This window comes from Paraburkholderia nemoris (assembly GCF_905221015.1).
Classification (GTDB): domain Bacteria; phylum Pseudomonadota; class Gammaproteobacteria; order Burkholderiales; family Burkholderiaceae; genus Paraburkholderia; species Paraburkholderia nemoris.
On the sequence record NZ_CAJNBO010000015.1, the window covers coordinates 156,498 to 172,917 of the forward strand.

Genomic DNA, 16,420 nt, shown 5'->3' on the forward strand with positions numbered 1-16,420 from the left:
CAATTGCTCGACGAGCGGAGCGAGCACCCGCGGCGCCCCACTCCGTGCGCCGCTCAGCACCGCATCAGTCCCTCCTCATCCAGCGCTCAACGCTGCATCGATTCCCACACTTTGTAGAGACGCTTCACCGACACCGGCATCGGCGTACGCAACTCCTGCGCGAACAGCGAAATCCGCAATTCCTCGAGCAACCAGCGGAATTCCGACAAGCGCGGATCCAGCACGCCGCCGCGTTGCGCAAGCGCGCGCTGGTAGTTCTGCAACAGGGGATGGAATTCGGCGAACTGCCGTGCGTCGCGCGCGGAGTCCGCCTTCAGCTTGTCGATACGCAGTGCAATGCCCTTCAGGTAGCGCGGGAAGTGCGCCAACTGCGGATACGGCGTATCGACCACGAAGCGTTTGCCGATCAGGCCATCCAGCTGGTTCTGCATATCCGCATGTGCAGCAGTGAACGACTTCGCCTGCACCAGTTTCTTCGTCACGGTCGCGTACTCGGTCAGTATCTGGCCGACGAGCCGGGCGATTTCCTGTGCCAACAAAGTCAGACGGCTGCGGCCTTCGTCGCGACGCGTGTGGAAACTGACGTCATCGGCGGGCAGCGGGTCCTGCAGACAGGCGCGATCAAGCGCGGTGTCGATCAGTTGATCGCGCAGTTCCTCCTGGGTGCCACGCGGCATGAACTGCATCGCCATTTCGCGCAAACCCGGGAGATTTTTCTCCAGAAACTTGATCGGCTCTTTCAGTTGCAACGCGAACAAACGCCGCAGCCCTGCGCGATGAATCCGCGCGGCTTCGTCCGGTGAATCGAACACTTCGACGTCGCAATGCGTGCCGCGATCCACCAACGCCGGATAGCCAAACAAGGTTTGGCCGCCACGGCGAATTTCGAGCAACTCGGGGAGCTTGCCGAAATTCCACGTCGTCAGTTTTTCGTACAGCGCGGTGCCGGCCGCGCCTTCTTGCGACGCAGTTTGCGGACCGGTCGCAGCAGCGCCCTTGCCTCGCGAAGCCCCACCGCTTGCCACACCGGCTGCTCCGCCCGCTTGCACGCCAGCGGCCACGCCGCCGGCATCCGCCAACGCCACCCCAGCCGCACCCGACGCGATCTTCTGAAAATGCTGCTGCGCCTGGCCACCAAGTTCAGCGCGCAGTTGCGACATATTCCGGCCCATCGCAAGCTGCCGCCCGTGCTCGTCGACGACCTTGAAGTTCATGAACAAATGCGGCGTCAGCGTCTCGAGCTTGAAGTCCGATTGCTTCATCGCGACTTGGGTCTGTTCGCGAACGTCGGCGATCAGCGTCTCGAGCAAACCGCCCGCGCCGAAGCGCGGACCGCTATGCCGTTCGACGAAACCCGCCGCGAACTCAGGCAGCGGCACGCAATGGCGCCGCAGCTTCTGCGGTAACGATTTCAGCAGCAGTTGCGTCTTCTCTTTCAGCATGCCGGGCACGAGCCATTCGCAGCGCCGCGCGTCGACCTGATTCAGCGCATACAGCGGCACGGCAAGCGTCACGCCGTCGCGCGGCGAACCGGGCTCGAAGTGGTAGGTGAGCGCCATCTCGACGCCCGCCATCGTCATCCGCTTCGGAAACAGATCGGTCGTCACGCCGGCGGCTTCGTGCCGCATCAGATCGTCGCGCGACAGATACAGCAGGCGCAGCTTGTCTTCCGGCTGGCCGCTCTTCTTCACCTCGTCGCGATACCAGCGCTCGAACGACGCGCCCGTATAGATGCCTTTCGGCAGCGCCTGATCGTAGAAGCCGAAAATCAGTTCGTCGTCGACCAGCACGTCCTGGCGGCGCGACTTGTGTTCGAGCTGCTCGATATCGGCAAGCAGCTTGCGGTTGTGCGCGAAGAACGCGAGCTTCGTATCGAACTCGCCTTCCACCAACGCGCCGCGAATGAACAGCTCGCGCGCCCGCGCCGGATCCTGTTTGCCAAAGCTCACGCGCCGCCGGTGGTAAATCGGCAGCCCATACAGCACCGCTCGCTCAAACGCCGACACCTGCGCCGCGCGCTTTTCCCAATGCGGCTCGGACAACGACTTCTTCAGCAAATGCTCGCCGATCTTTTCGATCCATTCCGGCTCGATCTTCGCAATGCAACGTGCGTACAGACGGCTCGTCTCGACCAGTTCCGCGGCCATCACCCACTTGCCGGCTTTCTTCACCAGCGCCGAGCCCGGCCAGAGGTAGAACTTGATGCTGCGCGCGCCAAGGAAATACGGTTCATCGTCGGCTTTCAGGCCGATGTTGCCGAGCAGGCCGGTCAGCAACGCGAGGTGGATCTGCTCGAAAGTTGCTTCGGCTTCGTTCAGCCGCCAGCCGTGCTCGCGCACCACGGTCAGCAATTGCGAGTGCACGTCGCGCCATTCACGCAGCCGCAGTTGCGACAGGAAGTTCTTGCGGCACTCGTCCTGCAATTGCCGGTTCGACTTCTTATGCGCGATTGCTTCTTCAAACCAGTTCCAGATCTTCAGCCATTGCAGGAACTCGGAACGCTCGTCGGCGAAGCGGCGGTGCGCCTGGTCGGCTTGCTCCTGCGCCTCGATCGGCCGGTCACGCGGGTCCTGCACAGACAAGGCGCTGGCGATGATCAGCACTTCCTTCAGCGCCTGCTGATCGCGCGCGGCGAGAATCATCCGGCCGACGCGCGGGTCGAGCGGTAAGCGCGCGAGTTCGCGGCCGAGCGGCGTGAGCTGGTTGTCGTCGTCGACGGCGCCCAGTTCGTTGAGCAGTTGATAGCCGTCGGCGATCGCGCGGCCCGGCGGCGGCTCGATGAACGGGAAGGTTTCGATCGCCGTCAGATGCAGCGACTTCATCCGCAAAATCACCGACGCCAGCGACGAACGCAAAATCTCCGGGTCGGTGAAACGCACACGGCCCTGATAATCGCTTTCCTCGTACAGACGAATACAGATGCCATCCGCGACGCGGCCGCAACGCCCTGCCCGCTGATTCGCGGCGGCCTGCGAGATCGACTCGACCTGCAACTGCTCGACCTTGTTGCGATATGAGTAGCGCTTCACGCGCGCCAAACCCGTATCGACCACATAGCGAATGCCGGGCACCGTCAGCGAAGTTTCGGCGACGTTGGTGGCCAAAACGATGCGGCGCGCGTTCGACGTGCGGAACACGCGTTCCTGCTCGGCGGCCGACAAACGCGCGAACAACGGCAGAATTTCCGTGTGCGGCGGATGATGCTTGCGCAACGCCTCGGCGGCGTCGCGAATCTCGCGCTCGCCGGGCAGGAACACCAGCACGTCGCCGGGGCCTTCGCGACACAGTTCGTCGACCGCATCGACGATCGCTTCCATCAGATCGCGATCCGTTTCGCGCTGGGTCTTCGGCCTGTCACGCGATTCTCGCGACGACGAGGAAGAACCCTCCGCCGCCTTCACCGCTGGGCTGTCCTCCGCGACCGGCCGATAGCGCACCTCGACCGGATACAGACGCCCGCTCACTTCGATCACCGGCGCGGGCTTGTCGTCGCGGCCGAAATGGCGCGCGAAGCGGTCCGCGTCGATCGTCGCCGAGGTCACGATCAGCTTCAGATCGGGCCGCTTGACGAGGATTTCCTTCAGATAGCCCAGCAGAAAATCGATGTTCAGGCTGCGCTCGTGCGCTTCGTCGATGATCAGCGTGTCGTAGGCTTTGAGCAGCGGATCGGTCTGCGTTTCGGCGAGCAGAATACCGTCGGTCATCAACTTGACCGACGCGCCCGGCGACAGATTGTCGGTAAACCGCACCTTGTAGCCGACCACTTCACCAAACGGCGTGCCGAGCTCTTCGGCGATCCGGCGACCCGTCGCCGATGCCGCAATCCGGCGCGGCTGCGTGTGGCCGATCAAACCGGTACCGCCCGCGCCGAGGCCCCGCCCGAGTTCGAGGCAGATTTTCGGCAACTGGGTCGTCTTACCGGAGCCGGTCTCACCGCAGACGATCACCACCTGATTCTGCGCGATGGCGCGCGCAATTTCTTCCCGGCGGCCGGACACCGGCAGCGCTTCAGGAAAAGTAATCGGCGGAATCGGATTCGGTTCGACGACGCGCTGAACGCGCGGTGGCCGCGGCTCGCGACGCGGCTGCCCGTTTTGCGCATCGCCTGCTTGCGGCGATTTCTGCGCGGGCGCACCGCTTTGCTGATTGGCGCGTCCGTCGCCACGCTTCGGCTGATTTGCAGCTCGCGTGTTTTCGGACTGCGCGCGCCGTTCATCGCCCTGCTGCTGGCGTTGGCCGCGAGGCGCGTTCTGCACGCGTCCATCGTCGCGGCGCGCGGGCTTCTCCACGCCGCCGGAAGTCGGCTGGCTGCGCGCAGCGTCGCCCTGTGGCGTGTGCTTGCGCCCCTCATGTGCAGCTTTCGGCGCCTGCGCGCCCGCTTCGCGGCGCGCCTCACGCGGCGGATTATTTTTCTGTGCGGACACGCGCGCGTCATCCGCGGAGCGCAGGGACTCACGCGCGGCTGGTGGCGTGTTGCGGTTAGTGTCCTGCGCATCGCGGCGCTCTGCGTCGCCGGGCTTCACCTGATCGGCGGCCGGCGCCACATTCTCGTTCGCCGCAGCGGGACTTTTGGGTACATTCGACATGGGGGCGCATTATAATCCCCGGCATGAATTCCCAAACCGACCTCGTCCCCGCGCCCGCGAGCGTTCCGGCCCCCGCCGGAGCAACGGAAGACCTCGCACAGCACGCGCAATTCGTCGACTGGATGCGCTCAGTCGCCCCTTACATCCATGCGTTCCGCAACAAGACGTTCGTCGTCGGTTTCGGCGGCGAAGTGGTGCATCAGGGGCTCCTGAATGCGCTCGTGTCCGATATCGCGCTGCTGCAGGCCATGGGCATCCAGATCGTGCTGGTGCACGGCTCGCGACCGCAGGTCGAAGAGCAGATGAGCCTGCACGGCGTGGAATCCGAGTTTTCGCACGGCATGCGCATTACCGACGCGCGCGCTTTGGAGTCCGCGAAAGAAGCGGCCGGCGAAGTGCGTCTGGATATCGAGGCGGCGATCAGCCAGGGCTTGCCGAACACGCCGATGGCTCACGCGCACATCAGCGTGGTGTCCGGCAACTTCGTGACGGCGCGCCCGGTCGGCATTCTGGACGGCGTCGATTTCGCCCACACCGGCGTGGTGCGCAAGATCGACGCGGATTCGATCCGCCATTCGCTCGCGAGCCGCAAGCTGGTGCTGCTGTCGCCGCTAGGCTTCTCGCCCACCGGCGAGGCCTTCAATCTGTCGATGGAAGACGTCGCGTCGGCGGCGGCGATCGCACTGCGCGCCGACAAGATCGTGTTCCTGACCGAGACGCCGGGCCTGATGGAGACCGGCGAAGACGGACCGGTACTCGTTCGCGAACTGTCGCTCGACGACGCCTACAAGCTGCATGAAAGCGGCGAAGTCACTGGCGACGCAGGCTTCTATCTGAAACATTCGATCCGCGCCTGCCGCGGCGGCGTGGCGCGGGCGCACATCATCCCCTACGCGCTCGACGGCAGCCTGCTGCTCGAACTGTTCCTGCACGATGGCGTGGGCACGATGATCTCGTACGAGAACCTCGAAAGCCTGCGCGAAGCCACGCCAGACGACGTCGGCGGCATTCTCTCGCTGATCGAGCCGCTCGAATCCGACGGCACGCTGGTACGGCGCGGCCGCCATCAGATCGAACGCGACATCGACCATTTCTCGGTGATCGAGCACGATGGCGTGCTGTTCGGCTGCGCGGCGCTGTATCCGTACCCGCAGGAGCGCATCGGCGAAATGGCCTGCCTCACGGTCGCGCCTGAAGCGCAAGGCACCGGCGACGGCGAGCGCCTGCTCAAGCGCATCGAACAACGCGCCCGGGCACGCGGCCTCACGCGGATTTTCGTGCTCACCACACGCACTGAACACTGGTTCCTGAAGCGCGGCTTCGTCAAGGTCACGGTCGACGACCTGCCGGAAGACCGCCGCCGACTCTATAACTGGCAGCGCAAGTCACTCGTGCTGATGAAACAGCTCTGAGCGTCCTCATATAAAGCGACTGCCCGCCCCCACATCGATTAAAGGAGAAGCACAGCATGACTCGTACGGTTCAATGCGCGAAGCTCGGCAAGGAAGCCGAAGGCCTCGATTTCCCGCCGCTGCCGGGCGAACTTGGCAAGCGGATCTACGAAAGCATTTCGAAGGAAGCCTGGCAGGCCTGGTTGAAGCAGCAAACCATGCTGATCAACGAAAACCGCCTGAACATGGCCGATCCGCGCGCACGCCAGTATCTGATGAAGCAGACTGAAAAGTTCTTCTTCGGCGAAGGCGCGGATACGGCACAGGGCTACGTGCCGCCGGCAGCCGAGTAGGCGCTTTTCTGCGCTACGAGCCAGAATTGGCGACCAGCCTGATAAAAAATCCGCGCCGCGAGCGCGGATTTTTTTCGCCTGTCTGGCCGCGAATTTTGCCTCGCACTTCGCCACTTTCAAGCCTTGGAAAAATCCACTAACCGGACCATTTTCGGCCACTTTTAAGCCTCTTTTCCATACCGCCGCAATCCGCCGAATCCCCCGCCACGCAAGGGATTGAGTGCCCTCCCCGCGCTGCCCACCGGACCTTGGGTTTGCACGATCGTCCGTCATCGTGCTATCATGTGCACCGTTCCAACAGCAATTCACCTTCATTCGCATTCAGTTCAAACTTGGCATGCAGTGCGTACCAAGGGCCGATTGAATAGTTTTTATACAAGAAGGCTTGTCGGTCGTTTCCCCGCTTGAGCTCGCACTATGAGCGGCGATCCAGCACCGGCCTTTTTCGTTTCGAGCCTTCCAGCGGCGCATGGGCCAGCTTTCAGCCACCCCAGCGTCCTCATGCATCTGCCCCCCTTCCACGGCCACGCAGATGCAACCGTCAGCACAATCTAGACGAGTGTTTTTTCGCGAATGATTCGCGAGGCACGGGCGTTTTATTTTCTTTTTCACGCCCTCTTCTATCGCCTTCGGGCGAGAGAGACGCCATCGCGCTGCTCGCGAAACTGCACTTCCCCAGCACCCGTGGCGGAACGTTCATGCGCGTTTTCATGAGTTTCGTCGCAGTCATTGGAGTTTTCACCTTGACCGCTTCCAGCAACGGCTTCTGGCGACATCACAAAGAAGAACAACGCCTCTCACTCGACGACATCACCGTCGTCGACAAATCTCTCCTCAAGCGGGCCGTCGGCGCCATGGCGCTCGGCAACGCGATGGAATGGTTCGATTTCGGCGTGTACAGCTATATCGCTGTCACGCTCGGCAAAGTGTTCTTCCCGTCGTCGAGCCCATCCGCCCAGTTGATCGCCACCTTCGGCACGTTTGCCGCGGCGTTCCTTGTGCGGCCGGTCGGCGGCATGGTGTTCGGGCCGCTGGGCGACCGCATCGGCCGCCAGCGCGTGCTGGCCATGACCATGATCATGATGGCGCTCGGCACCTTCGCAATCGGCCTGATTCCGAGCTACGCGACGATCGGCATTTTCGCGCCGGCGTTGTTGCTGGTCGCGCGCCTCGTGCAAGGCTTCTCGACGGGTGGTGAATACGGCGGCGCGGCGACCTTCATCGCCGAATTTTCGACGGACAAGCGTCGCGGCTTCATGGGCAGCTTCCTCGAGTTCGGCACGCTGATCGGCTATGTGCTCGGCGCGGGTACGGTCGCGGTTCTGACGGCGACGCTCTCGAACGAGGCGCTGCTCTCGTGGGGCTGGCGTGTGCCGTTCCTGATCGCGGGCCCGCTGGGTCTGGTAGGTCTCTACATCCGGATGAAGCTCGAAGAAACGCCCGCGTTCAAGAAACAGGCCGAGCAACGCGAAGCCGAAGACAAGGCGCTCCCGAAGCAATCGTTCCGCGAGCTGCTGATGCAGCAATGGAAGCCGCTTCTGTTGTGTGTTGGCCTCGTGCTGATCTTCAACGTCACCGATTACATGGCGCTCTCGTATCTGCCGAGCTACCTGTCGGCCACGCTGCACTTCAACGAAACGCACGGTCTCTTCCTCGTGCTGCTCGTGATGGTGCTGATGATGCCGATGACGCTGGCAGCCGGCCACCTGTCCGACACGATCGGCCGCAAGCCGGTGATGCTGTTCGGTTGCGTGGGTCTGTTCGTGCTGTCGATTCCCGCGCTGCTGCTGATCCGCATGGGCACGGTGCTGCCGGTGTTCGGCGGCCTGATGATTCTCGGCGTGCTGCTGTCGTGCTTTACCGGCGTGATGCCGTCGGCGCTGCCGGCGCTGTTCCCGACCAAGATTCGTTACGGTGCACTCGCGATCGGCTTCAACATTTCGGTGTCGCTGTTCGGCGGGACGACGCCGCTCGTGACGGCATGGCTGGTCGACAGCACCGGCAATCTGATGATGCCCGCGTACTACCTGATGGGCGCGTCGTTGATCGGTATCGTGTCGGTGTTCGCGCTGCGTGAAACGGCCCGCAAGCCCTTGCTCGGCTCCGGTCCGTGTGTCGCGACGCGTGCCGAAGCGCATGCGGTGCTGCGCGGCGAGCGTGAAGCGGCGGAGATGGATGAAGGTTACGCGTCTGCAGCTACGGCGCGTGCCTGATCCTGGGTTGCGCCGCAGTTGCTCGGTAACTAGCCGCTGAAGTTGTACGCGTATCGCCCGCAATCGCTACGACGGGCGGTGGCAGGCAGCCACAGCAATAAGCGTGAGCATGTTCGAAAACGGGCCGGCAAATATTTGCCGGCCCGTTTTTTTATGTCACCAGAGAATCGAACGTTGCGCTGGCATGCGCCCCTTCAACGATCAGCATGCCGGCGGAAATCGGCAACTTGAAACGCCTTGGCCCTGCGCTGCCTGGATTGACGAACAGCACGCCGTCGCGCTCGCTGATCGCGGGCTTATGCGAGTGCCCCGTCACGACCACGTCGATGCCTTCGCTGCGCGGATCGTCGCCCACATCGGCGATGTCATGCACGACGAGGATCGTCACCTTTTGCACGGTCAGCTTGACGTGTGTCGGCAGCGAGGCAACCGGCTCGTCGATGTCGTTATTGCCGCGCACGACGATGACCGGAGCGATCTGTGCGAGCGCATCGAGCACCGCCTGATTGCAGATATCGCCCGCGTGGATGATCGCATCGCACCCTGCGAGGTACTGCAGGGCTTCGGGGCGCACGAGGTTATGCGTGTCGGAGATCAAGCCGATTCGAGTGACGATGGAGCCTTGGGTGCGCGAAGTCATGATGTCAGTATCGACCAAACGGCCTCAATCCGCCGGCTGCTGTTCAGCAAGCTCACGCGTCAAAACCTGCGCCGGCCGCTTCGCGCGAAGCAAACGTCTGGTTGCCCCCTGCACCACCATCGACACCACCGCCGCGCACGCAAAACTGAACCACACACCGTAGTGCGGCAACATCGTCGCGGTCACGGCGAAGAACGCTGCGAACGAGCCGCGGCCGATCACCATGCCGCGCATCAACAACGCAACGAAGTCCGAGCCATGCGCGCGCTGGGCCGACACCGCGAGCACGATGCCGAGCAACGGAAACACCGACAGCAGCCCGCTCCATGTCGCGCCCATCGACGCGGACAGCGTCGTCACTGCCAACGTCAGCAACGCGCCGGCGAGCATGCGCAGCGCAAGATCGCCGAGCCCGAGACGCGTCGCCGGCACATGGCCCGTGACGCGCGGCAAGCCGCTTTGCGAAATGGCGACAGCCACGCAACTCGCGCCCACCGCCCACATCAGTCCACCCGGCAAATGCGTGAGCAGCATCGCCACGCCAACCCATCCGAGCATGCCGGCCACAAGCGCAAGCGGCCATGCTGAACGGCGGCAAGTCCACGAATACGCAAAATTGAACGCCTCGGAGGCGGCGATCGCCGCAATCGATGCCGCCGACGCCAGCGCCGCGAACGCCGGCCCACGCTCCAGCGCGAGCAGCAATACGATCGGGCCGGACACCACCGGCAGCCCTGCCAGCCATCCCGCCACCGACGGTCCCCACACCCGCCCCGCCACAGTCAGCGCGGCGAGAAACGCGGGCACCAGCGTGAGCTTGAGCGCAAGCAACATGCTTACGCTTCCATCAGATGTTCGATGCGCCGATCGGGTATCAGCCACCACGCCGCGGCCAGCGTGTAGAGCGCAGCCGAGAGCCACGGCTGAACGAATGCCAGCGCCATGCCCGCCAGATAGATGATGACTGAGACCTTGCCCTTGAAGTCGTTGCCGACCGCCTTCGCGATCGTCGAGTCGGTGCCGTGCTCGCGGATCAGCACGCGAGTCAGGATGAAATACGCAATCGCCGACATGAACAGCACGGCGCCGTACATCGCGGTCGGCCAGGCGGCGAGATGGTTTTCACCGACCCAATGCGTGACGGCCGGCAGCAGCGACAGCCAGAACAGCAGATGGAGATTGGCCCAGAGCACCGCGCCGTTGACCTTCTGCACGGTATGGAACAGGTGGTGATGATTGTTCCAGTAGATGCCGACGTAGATAAAACTCAGCACGTAGGCGCAGAACACGGGAATCACGGGGCGCAGCGCGGCGAGATCGAAGCCGTCCGGCACCTTCAATTCGAGCACCATGATCGTGATGATGATGGCGATCACGCCATCGCTGAAGGCTTCGACGCGTCCCTTGCCCATCGGTCGGTTTCCTGATTGTGTAGTCGCTACGCCGCCGATTATCAGCGATGACAACGGGACTTGTCGAATGCGGGCCGGTGGCGCATGCACGCCTCACCTGATCAGCGCACCCCGCTCGTCCAACAACTGACGAAGAATGCTGCGATGGCAGCGGCTTTCGTCCTCGCAATAGCAGCCGACAGAAAAGTTGGTCGTTTTCGACAAGGCGGCCAGCAGGTCCAACACTTTGCTGGCATCGCCGCCATTCATCTCCGTGCGGAATTTCTTCGCGAACGCGGCCCAATCGCGGTCGCTCGTCACCGCCTTTGCTTCTTTGACCAACTCCGCGTCAGGCGACAGATTGGGCAGCCAGACGTCGTAATAGTCGCGGGTGGCGAATTCAGCCTTGGGTACACCGCGCGGCGGCCGCCGAACGGTGCCGATGCGCAGCCCTTCGTCGGCCGCTCTCGGAGACCCAAGCTGGACGATGCTGATGCTCATGTTGTTTTCCTGATCCGTGGTGGACTCGCGACCTTCTCCCGCCGGGTCGATCAACGCCGCTCGTCAGTGGTTCTGCAATGCAGGCTCAGCGTCTCAAGCCCTTCATGGCCTCGATTTCCATCGCGGCGTTGCGCTCTTCGCTCGCCTCGATCGGATCCATCGCCTCGTCGATCGAGGCCGCCGCACGTTCCGCGGCGGCCTTCGTTTCGTCGAAGACGGGATCGAATTCTCCGTCGTCATCGCCCGGCGGTTCCAGCATGTCGCGAAGCATGGACGCCAGTTCCGGCGTGTCCCACGCCGCGCCCTGCTGCTTCTGCTTTTTTATGTAGTGTCTGACTTCCGCGTCCTGTTCGGGGGTCAACGGAAGACCGCGAAAAGTGCTTTTGGGGTCAGCATCATTCATGATCTTGCTCCAGGATACGTGCCAGTTCGAGTTTAATCCCCGAGTTCAGTCCCGAGTTTAATCCCCTTACGGCGACGTGATCTCAGCTATCGGTCAGTTGGAAACGCCGGGGTAGTACACCGCCAGCCACACGCTCGGCTCCGTGTCGCTCGTCCATGCCACCCGATGCCGGCAATGCGCGTCAATCAGCACGTGGTCGCCCGGTTTCATCGGATGCAACTCAGCCTCGTCTTCGAATTCGAGCGCCGCCGCGCCGCTCAGCAGTACGACCCACTCGGCGCGCGGACTGTCGTACCAGAAGTCCGGCGGGCTTGCGTGCCCCCGCGAGACGATCCGCTCGATGCTCACGCCGGCGTCTTCCACGAGCGCGTCGACCTGCTCGTCGGGGCCCGCTGGCGCACCGGGATCGAAGAGGTTGCCGCTGCTGATCGCGCGTTTCATCGCTTGTGCTCCGGCCATGCTCGCTACCTGAGTTCGCTGCACGTTTTCGTCGAGGGCGCCCGCCCCCGGTTTGCCATCGGGTCCGCCGCTCACTTCATCGGCTTGAGGCCATCGAGCAAGGTCGGCACCAGTTCGCTGATGGTCGGATGAATGTGCATCGCGTACTGCAAGGTCGGATACGGCGCGCCGGCCGTCATGATGTCGATGAACGTGTGCAGCGCTTCGTCGCCTTCGATGCCATGGATCGCCGCGCCAAGAATCTGCTTGCTTTGCGGGTCGACCAGCACCTTCATGAAACCGTCGGTCTCGCCGCGTTCGCGCGCGCGGCCCACCCGTGTCATCGGCATGGTGGCGATCAACGCATCGCGACCGGCTTTGCGCACGTCGGTCTCCGAAAGCCCGACGCGCGCGAGCGGCGGGTCGACGAACACCGCATACGTCATGATCCGCGTATCGACGCTGCGCGCGCCGCCGTCGAGCAGATTGGCAGCGACGATCTGAAAATCATCGTATGAAGTGTGGGTAAAGGCACCGCGCCCATTGATGTCGCCGATCGCCCAGATGCCCGGCACATTGGTGCGCAACTGGCCGTCGACGGGAATCATGCCGTGCTTGTCCGTCGCGATGCCGGCCATGTCGAGGCGGAGATCGTCGGTGTTCGGTTCACGGCCGGTGGCGAACAGCAGGTGCGACGCTTCGAGCGCGGGAATGTTCTGCTCAAAGCCGATGCACACCTCGTTCTCGTGATGCGGATGCGGTTCGACCCGCGAAGGCTGCACGCCAAAGACAAACTCGATCCCTTCACGCGCCAGCACTTTCTGCACGGAGCTGGCGAAGTCGGCATCCTCGCGCGTCAGCACGCGCTCGCCGCGCACCAGCACCGTCACCCGGCTGCCGAAGCGGCGAAAAATCTGCGCAAATTCGAGCGCGATATAGCTGCCGCCGACAATCGCCAGATGCTCCGGCAATTCCGTCAGTTCGAGCAGGTTGGAGTTGGTGTAGTAGCGAACGCGCTCAAGCCCTTTGAGCGGCGGCACGACGGCGCGCGTGCCGGTGTTAATGAAGATTTCATCGGCGCTGAGTTCGTCGCGCACCGAGCCGTCCGGGCCGCCGATGGCGAGCGTATGCGCGCCGGTGAAGCGCGCATGGCCGGTGAAGACGGTGACGTTATCCGTGCCGCGCAGCCATTTCTCAACGCCGTCGCGCGATTGGCCGATGATCTTGTCCTTGCGCGCTTTAACCGCTGCGAGATCGACGCTGACCGCCCCGCTCAGCTGCACGCCCAGGTCCGCGGCGTGGCGCGCCACGTGGGCCGCGCGGGCGCTGGCTACATACGACTTGGTGGGTGTGCAGCCGACATTCACGCAAGTCCCGCCGAAGGCCCCGCGTTCGATCACCGCGGTTTTACGGCCGCTTTGACCGAGACGGACAGCGAGCGGCGTCCCGCCTTGTCCCGTACCGATCACGACTGCGTCGAAGTGCTGTGGCATGGCAGATCTCCCGAGGCTGGGGTGCTGGTCGTAGCATCTTACCCTCAGCGCCTCGCGTTGCCGCTATCGCTCCTTCTCGCCCCTTCTCGTTGCTTCTGTTGCGCGCGGTGACGTTCGCGCGCCGGCTGCCGATCTGTTTTCGCGCCGCCGATGGGCCGGCGCGGCCGATTGATGGAAATTGCGCCCGCTTGTGTTCAGGCGTGGCAATGCACGGCGCAGATCAACTCGCGCGAGCGTTGCAGCGCGGCCTGCGCGCCGCGTGCTGCGACGACCCAGCCGACCTGGCCGAGGTTGAAATCCTGCGACACCATCACCTGCATGAGGGCGACCATCGGCAGGATCACCGCGGGTCGATAAAGCTGGTTTTGAATTAAGGCTGGCATAACGGCTCCCATCGCGCTGGGCCGTTTTGGCACGACGCGGAATGTATATTCGATGGGAGGATTTTAGGGAGACCGGGGCCGCGGATAAATACCGGGAACGCGAAGGCACTTGTTTGCGAATCTGAACAATCAAAACTGGATCCCCCGCGGCAGCGAGATTCGATTGCTGCATTAGCCACTCGGCCGAAGTGGGATTGCAACGCCTGCGGCCGTGGCTGAAGACGTCAGGACAGTGATGAAGCGCTGGCCAGCCCCACCTGCGCGTCATGCAAGCTACGTGCATAAGCGCTCGCCCCCACAGGTCGGCTATAAAAATACCCCTGCTGCTTGTCGCAAGCGATTCCGCGCAAAAACGCCGCCTGCTCGGCGGTTTCTACACCTTCCGCCGTGACATTCATGCCGAGCGAATGGGCCATTGCCACCACCGCCTGCGTGATCGCGATCGAATCGCGATGATCCGGCAACCCTGCGACGAAGGAACGGTCGATCTTCAGGTTATGCAGCGGAAACCGCTTCAGATACGACAGCGACGAATAGCCGGTGCCGAAGTCGTCGACGGAAATCCGCACGCCCATCGTGCTCAATGCAGTGAGCATCGGCAGGACGGCGTCGCTGTCGCTCATCAACAGCCGCTCGGTAATCTCCAGCTCCAGCGCCGCCGGCTCGAGCCCGGACTGTTCGAGACAGCGCTCGATCCGCTCCACCAGCCCGCCTTTGAACTGGCGCGGCGACAGATTCACCGCGACGATCAACTCCGGCGCCAGCGTGCGCCGCCATTGCGCGACCTGCTCGCAGGCCCGCGCCAGCACCCAGGAACCGATCTCGACGATCAGGCCGGCGTCTTCGGCCACGGGGATGAACTCCACCGGCGAGACGTTGCCCAGCTCGGTGTTGTACCAGCGCAGCAGCGCCTCGGCGCCGATCGTACGGCCGGACTGGCTGTCGACGATCGGCTGATACACGAGACTGAGTTCATCCGTGGCGAGCGCGCGCCGCAACGCCTGCTCGATCATGAAGCGGCGTTGCAGATGCCGGTTCAGCTCGGCGGTGAAAAACTGAAAATTATTGCGGCCACATTGTTTCGCGTGGTACATCGCCGAGTCGGCGTTGCGCATCAACGTGGGCACGTCCTGGCCGTCCTCGGGAAACAGACTAATGCCGATCGACGCCCCCATGTAGTACTCGTTGTCCGCCACCGCGAACGGTACCGCGATCGTATCGAGAATGCGCTGGGCGAGCGCGATCAGCCGGCCCGTGTTTTCGTAAGCGCTGACCACGATCACGAATTCGTCGCCACCCACGCGCGCGAGCGTATCGTCGCGCGCGACACACGCCGACAACCGCTCCGCCACGCTGCACAGAAGCGCATCGCCGGCCTCGTGACCGGCGGTGTCGTTGACCTTTTTGAAACCGTCCAGGTCGACGAACAGCACGGCGACCCGCGCCAGCTCGCCCATCCCTGCCACTTCACCTGGCGAAAACAGATCGCGCATCCGCTCGGCCAGGTAGGCGCGGTTGTAAAGGCCAGTGAGCGGATCGCGGGTGGCCAGAAACTTCAGCTGCCGTTGCGCCTCGCGTACCGGCCCGATGTCGGTGAACGAGATCAGCACCGAGCTGGGTTCGCTGTCGCCCGGTTTGATAATCGGCACGACATTCTCAGTAATCCAGATGACATCGCCGTCCGTCAGCTCCAGACCGATCGTGACGCCGAGCTTGGATTTGCCGGTCGCCAGCACCTGACTGGTCGGACGATCGGCGTCGGTGACGATGGAGCCGTCCTCGTGATACGCACGCACCATCACCGTCAGAATGTCGTGGCCGATCAGGTCGGCGCTCGCCCGCAGAATGCGTTGCGCACTCGGATTGCAGGCCAGCACCACGCCTTCGCGCGACTGCACGATGATGCCTTCGTTGAGATGGTTGACGACCAGCCGGTGATGCTCCTCGCTGTGCGCGAGGCGTTGCGCCATCGCGTCCTGATGAACGGCGAGTCCGACACTGTGGCTAATGTCGTGGAGCATCGCCGCTTCTTCGGCGCTCGGCCGGCGCGATGTGCGGTGATAGACCGCGAACGCACCCAGCACCGTGCCGGCATCGTTTTCAAACGGCACCGACCAGCACGCGCGCAAACCGAGCGGCAACGCGAGGTGCCGGAAATCGGCCCACAGCGGATCAGTTTCGATATCTTCGACGGCGACCATGCGCCGCTCGTACATCGCGGTGCCGCAGGACCCGGCCCGTGGACCGATCGGGACGCCGTCGATCGCGGCGCTGAAGTGCGCCGGCAGCGAAGGCGCGCCGCCCACGCGCGCGCGTACGCCGTCCGCGTCCAGTAGCAGGATCGAACAGGTCGCGCCATCGCCCAGCAGCGCTTCCGCGCGGCGGCATACTTCGTCGAGCAATTCCGGCAGCGGTGTGTTGCGGGTAATCAGCCGCAACACCGTACGCTCCGACGCCAGCACCCCCTCGGCCCGATCCGGCCCGTAGCGGGTGCCCTCAGGCGTTGCTCCCATCGTGCTATCTGATGTCGCTTCGCGTGTCATTTGTGCGCCCCCTAACCCCACATCGGCAAGTTAGTGTAAGCGGCACACCGGGGTTTACGCGAGGCTAGCGCACTTTAATTGCGAT

Annotated in this window: 13 protein-coding genes; 3 read left to right on the plus strand and 10 right to left on the minus strand. The window is 63.4% G+C overall.

The genetic code is table 11. From position 1 onward, the window contains the following. Positions 1–86: 86 nt before the first annotated feature. Positions 87–4,586 (minus strand): ATP-dependent RNA helicase HrpA, encoded by a 4,500-nt coding sequence (hrpA, locus tag KHO33_RS23530; protein ID WP_200565489.1) that lies wholly within the window; start codon positions 4,584–4,586, stop codon positions 87–89. 23 nt (positions 4,587–4,609) lie between these two features. Between hrpA and argA the strand changes: the two genes are divergently transcribed. The 3 genes from argA to proP all read left to right on the plus strand — a co-directional run bounded on the left by argA (position 4,610) and on the right by proP (position 8,543). Beyond that, positions 4,610–5,998, plus strand: a complete 1,389-nt coding sequence (gene argA / locus KHO33_RS23535) for an amino-acid N-acetyltransferase (protein ID WP_054043361.1) — start codon at positions 4,610–4,612, stop codon at positions 5,996–5,998. Between the two features lie 56 nt (positions 5,999–6,054). Further along, complete coding sequence (locus tag KHO33_RS23540; RefSeq protein ID WP_054043359.1) at positions 6,055–6,330, plus strand: oxidative damage protection protein; 276 nt, start codon at positions 6,055–6,057, stop codon at positions 6,328–6,330. 710 nt (positions 6,331–7,040) lie between these two features. Continuing rightward, positions 7,041–8,543 carry a glycine betaine/L-proline transporter ProP gene (gene proP, locus KHO33_RS23545; protein ID WP_234475448.1) on the plus strand — a complete coding sequence of 501 codons (1,503 nt, stop codon included), beginning with the start codon at positions 7,041–7,043 and terminating at the stop codon, positions 8,541–8,543. A 151-nt stretch (positions 8,544–8,694) separates the two neighbouring features. On the opposite strand, the gene KHO33_RS23550 is transcribed toward proP, so the two are convergent. The 9 genes from KHO33_RS23550 to KHO33_RS23590 all read right to left on the minus strand — a co-directional run bounded on the left by KHO33_RS23550 (position 8,695) and on the right by KHO33_RS23590 (position 16,335). After that, a complete protein-coding gene (locus KHO33_RS23550; RefSeq protein ID WP_054043356.1) occupies positions 8,695–9,183 on the minus strand; it encodes a metallophosphoesterase family protein in 489 nt (162 codons plus the stop codon). 24 nt (positions 9,184–9,207) lie between these two features. After that, positions 9,208–10,017, minus strand: coding sequence for a hypothetical protein (locus KHO33_RS23555; protein ID WP_200565488.1), 810 nt, complete (start codon positions 10,015–10,017; stop codon positions 9,208–9,210). 2 nt (positions 10,018–10,019) lie between these two features. Beyond that, on the minus strand, positions 10,020–10,595 hold the full coding sequence (locus KHO33_RS23560) for a TMEM175 family protein (protein WP_054043354.1): 576 nt from the start codon (positions 10,593–10,595) through the stop codon (positions 10,020–10,022). Between the two features lie 93 nt (positions 10,596–10,688). Continuing rightward, a complete protein-coding gene (locus KHO33_RS23565; protein ID WP_054043366.1) occupies positions 10,689–11,075 on the minus strand; it encodes a DUF488 domain-containing protein in 387 nt (128 codons plus the stop codon). 85 nt (positions 11,076–11,160) lie between these two features. Next, a complete protein-coding gene (locus tag KHO33_RS23570; protein ID WP_054043352.1) occupies positions 11,161–11,478 on the minus strand; it encodes a hypothetical protein in 318 nt (105 codons plus the stop codon). Positions 11,479–11,571: 93 nt separating this feature from the next. After that, positions 11,572–11,919 (minus strand): cupin domain-containing protein, encoded by a 348-nt coding sequence (locus KHO33_RS23575; protein ID WP_054043363.1) that lies wholly within the window; start codon positions 11,917–11,919, stop codon positions 11,572–11,574. 89 nt (positions 11,920–12,008) lie between these two features. After that, on the minus strand, positions 12,009–13,409 hold the full coding sequence (locus KHO33_RS23580; RefSeq protein ID WP_200565487.1) for an FAD-containing oxidoreductase: 1,401 nt from the start codon (positions 13,407–13,409) through the stop codon (positions 12,009–12,011). Between the two features lie 194 nt (positions 13,410–13,603). After that, entirely contained in the window at positions 13,604–13,792 is a 189-nt protein-coding gene (locus KHO33_RS23585; protein WP_054043350.1) for a hypothetical protein, read from the minus strand. A 224-nt stretch (positions 13,793–14,016) separates the two neighbouring features. Then, the gene (locus tag KHO33_RS23590) at positions 14,017–16,335 is read right to left on the minus strand and encodes a putative bifunctional diguanylate cyclase/phosphodiesterase (protein ID WP_200565486.1); all 2,319 of its coding nucleotides are present in this window, start codon (positions 16,333–16,335) and stop codon (positions 14,017–14,019) included. Positions 16,336–16,420 lie beyond the last annotated feature (85 nt).